Annotated in this window: 4 protein-coding genes and 2 pseudogenes; all 6 read right to left on the reverse strand. The window is 32.5% G+C overall.

The genetic code is table 11. The features are described 5' to 3' along the window. A partial coding sequence (locus MR875_05325) for a hypothetical protein (GenBank protein MCI6994260.1) occupies window positions 1-1360 on the reverse strand: 1360 nt, incomplete at its 3' end. Between the two features lie 190 nt (window positions 1361-1550). After that, window positions 1551-1772, reverse strand: a complete 222-nt coding sequence (locus MR875_05330; protein ID MCI6994261.1) for a hypothetical protein — start codon at window positions 1770-1772, stop codon at window positions 1551-1553. Window positions 1773-1802: 30 nt separating this feature from the next. Continuing rightward, window positions 1803-2435, reverse strand: a complete 633-nt coding sequence (locus MR875_05335) for a zinc ribbon domain-containing protein (GenBank protein MCI6994262.1) — start codon at window positions 2433-2435, stop codon at window positions 1803-1805. Window positions 2436-2566: 131 nt separating this feature from the next. Beyond that, window positions 2567-2840, reverse strand: a pseudogene (locus MR875_05340) (transcriptional regulator). Window positions 2841-2848: 8 nt separating this feature from the next. Continuing rightward, on the reverse strand, window positions 2849-3172 hold the full coding sequence (locus MR875_05345; protein MCI6994263.1) for a hypothetical protein: 324 nt from the start codon (window positions 3170-3172) through the stop codon (window positions 2849-2851). A 27-nt stretch (window positions 3173-3199) separates the two neighbouring features. Then, window positions 3200-3348: pseudogene (locus MR875_05350) on the reverse strand (collagen-like protein). Window positions 3349-3451: the final 103 nt, after the last annotated feature.

Genomic DNA, 3451 nt, shown 5'->3' on the forward strand with positions numbered 1-3451 from the left:
TTCCTTTAAAAATATTTTTTATACTATTTTCTTCGGAGTATCTCTTTTCTAATTCATCAATTTTCTTTTGGTTTTTTATAAATAATTTGACACCATTATCCCTATATTTGGAATTTACATGTGAAAGAATATATTTGATACATTTATTTTCTTTTTTAAGTTCATTAAAATCTTCTCTTGAATAATTTTCCTTGACGCCCAGTTTTTCCAGCAGGTCTTCATATTCAAGAATCTCTCGAAATTTTATATCTGATTTTTTCTGGTAATGTTCAAAATGCAATAATATGTAATAATCCTTGAGAACTTTCTTTTTAAAATGTTGAATCTCCTTTTTTATGCAATCAGGATTCTTTTCACATTCTTCTTTTCTTTTTCTCTCACGTTCTTCAAATTCTTTCTCCCATTTTTCATGAGCTATTCTCTGTTGTTCATACTTTTTTTCCCGTTCTTCACGTTCTTTTTTTCGTTTTGCTTCTTTACTTAATTTTCCGTTTGATTGTCTGTCTTCCTGATAAATCCTATTACTTTCGTTAAGTTTTCTTTTAAGTTCATTATTATTTGGATTCAGTTCGGATGCAAATTTGTAATATTGACGTGCATGTGCAAATTGGCCATTTTTCATAGCTCTATCTGCATATTTAATATAGTTATTAACAATTTTTCTTTTAAGATTATCATTATCCGAATCAAGATTAAGGGCATCACGGTAAAATCCTTTTACTGTGAAAAAGTTACTGTCTTCCTTTTCCAATTCCATTTCGGCACGTTGAAGAAGATTATTAACAATCACATCAATTTTTTGTTTTTTAACTTTTCTATAGTTATCAGCAAGATCATATTTTCCCCAGGATGAGTATGAATCAATAATTTCATTAATAAAATTAAAATACCAACCAATTTCATTATAAGTGAGATATTCTTTGTGCAAATCTATTTTAGATTCGACTTTATTTAATTGTTTTTTATGGATTTTAATAGCATCATCATACTTGCCTATGCGCTTTAAAAATTTACCTTTATTATAAAGAAGGCTTATGTCATTATCACCATCGGGACATAATTCATTCCAACACTGCAATCCGGCAGAATAATCCCCCATTGCAACATATTCATCTGCAATATATTCTAAAACAGATTTGCCCCCATAATTCATCGCTTCTTCATAAAATTTTATTGCAGTTTTATGATCTCCCTTTATAGAACAGGTCTTTCCTTGTCTAATAAAGTATTCACACTGGCCATGAAAAGAGTTATATTCATTTTCATAATCTTCATCTGGCTCATCATAAGTTAGGGCACTTCCACAGTGACTGCAGATACTTCCTTCATCAACCCAATTGCCGCATGAACAATATCCCATAATAATCACCTAGTATTTATCATTCATTTTTCATTTTTAATCGTTTGGATAAATTGGAGAATGTTCCATCCTGCATGCATCCATCTGAAACCTCACCGTCACCACCATAGGGGTTGCTCTTTCAATGCAGGTAGAAATGATATGATTTCTTCAAAAGTCAATTTTTCCCAAAATTTCATTAATATAAATTTCACCATTCATCATTTAAATTACTTTCACATTGTTCAGTAACATACACATGTACTTCTTTTGAGCGAATCCATTCAAAAAAAGTACAGTAATTTATAGATTGCAGATATGTATCCACAATATGTGATACACATTCTGAAGTAATATCCATACCAAAGTATAATGCACATTGATACATCATACCCAATAGTGCATATGTACCATCATCTTTTCTTTTTGCCAATTTTTTCAGATAAATCACCTTTTTTAATATTTAATCATAACCTTGAGATTCCAGATAATCGTCTATATCAGGATTGTCTCCGTATTCGTAGTGGTCATAGTACCAGTCGGGGTCATTTTTTGCAATTGTATTTGGGGATGTGTCGACTCCACCATAATGTGATGAACCACCGCTGCCGCTGCTTCCACTATCACTTGTATAATAATGAGTGCCTAAATCACTTGATGAATAATTATTCATTGTTAAGAAACTGATGCATCCACCAACTGTAAAGATTAAAATTATACATATGATTAAAATAGCTATTATTTTATTGTTCTGATTCCATGTTTTAAAGTCATTAATCAGTTTTGGATTGTAATGACCATTGGTAATTTGAACATCCCTGTATGTCTCATAAAATGCATAAGTCCAAACCAGAACTGAAAAAAGAAAGAATATACTTATAAACAATCCCAAAATTGCAAATGCTATTCTGAGTATTAATAATATCAGTCCTTTTATCTTGTTTCCTGCATAGATTGAACCTAATCCTGTTATAAAGAATGTCAGTATCAATGCAATGTAAATGTTTTTATTGTTTTTAGTTTTAACCTGGTTTCCGCAGTTGGAACAGAATGTTGCATCATCTGCAAGTTCAGTTCCGCAATTATCACAAAACATCTATTGCCTCCTTATACCAATACCTCTTATATTTCTGATTTAATCTTTCCTTAATATAAGGTTTGGTTTTATATAATATTAATGTTATGATTATAAGTTGTGAATAAAAAAAATGTTGAAAAATTATTAGATTACTCCAGGTTAATGTTTTTAGTAACTTCCTCACCTTTATCCGTTAATCTGTACAATCTACCTTTTCTAACTTCTGGATTAATGCATTCAACAAGTTCATGTGCTTTTAATTCCACTAGAACTTTTGAAAATATGATTTAGCCTAATTTCCGAATCCTTAGCAATGACAGTTGGTATTTTAACATCACCATCTAAAGATTTCATTACTTTCGTCCTATATTGTGAGATTTTCACATAGCTGATTTCCGTTAACATTTCATCTGACAATTCCATACTATCACTTATGAACTTCTTACAAAATAAATTGTATCACTATCATAGCTACTTAATGCATCATATGCTGCCTGCGTCATGAACCTGAATTTACCGAATACACCATAATCCACACCCATGTATACTGGCCCTGTTGATTTTGCTAAATACATTTGTATGCTTCCGGAATGTTTCAATGGAATTACACTGTATGGATCAAGTGATTCTGTTTCCCAGGAACTGCCGTTATATTCTTTGATGGCCAGTACGGAGCTTGTGACAATAGCTACACGATAACCTGCACTAACGCCTGTCGGTAATGTGTGTGTTGTTCTTATTTCATCGACTGGCAATTTTCATCCAGCTTCCTCATCACTACCTACGCCCGTATCGCCTTTAGGGCCGGATGCGCCTGTGTCTCCTTTGCGCCAGTATTTCCAGTATCTCCTTTAACACCTTGCGGACCGGTATCTCCGGTATCACCTTTAGGGCCGGATGCACCAGTATCACCAGTAGCTCCCTTAGGTCCTTTCAAATCAAAGTATTGGTCAACTAATGCTTTACCGTCACTTATACATGCAATGTGACATATATTATATTCGCTCCTTGTTATAACCCAATCTCCAAGGTTT

The sequence above is a fragment of the Methanobrevibacter sp. genome (genome assembly GCA_022775905.1).
In the GTDB taxonomy this organism is placed as follows: Archaea; Methanobacteriota; Methanobacteria; order Methanobacteriales; family Methanobacteriaceae; genus Methanocatella.